Here is a 289-nt window from a genome sequence, read left to right as displayed (position 1 = left end):
AGATAGCTCGGCAAGCGGAGGCCGCGGTTTGAGCACCGCGCGGAAACCGTCCTAGAGTGGCGCCGCCCAGTACGTCAACGTGTGAACGAATGCAACCGAATATCGGAACCCGCAGCCACCAGGTGTCCTCCCGGCCAATCCGCCGGCGGCTGCCTGTGGCCGCCAGGATGGCGGTGGCGCTGGTTGCCGTCGGAGTCTTGCTTGGCGGCTGCTTTGGCGAGACGTTCCAGCGCGGCTACATCATCCCCGACGGTGCGCTCGAGCAGATTCCCATCGGGTCGAGCCAGGA

Annotated in this window: 1 protein-coding gene; it reads left to right on the top strand. The window is 66.1% G+C overall.

All coding sequences use genetic code 11. The features are described 5' to 3' along the window. Nucleotides 1-89: 89 nt before the first annotated feature. Nucleotides 90-289, top strand: a 200-nt coding sequence (locus LZP69_RS16115; protein ID WP_234201710.1) for a hypothetical protein, incomplete at its 3' end; no start/stop codon positions are given.

It is taken from the genome of Shewanella sp. AS1, assembly GCF_021412565.1.
Lineage (GTDB): Bacteria > Pseudomonadota > Gammaproteobacteria > Enterobacterales > Shewanellaceae > Shewanella.
This window is presented reverse-complemented; position numbering and strand designations above follow the sequence as displayed.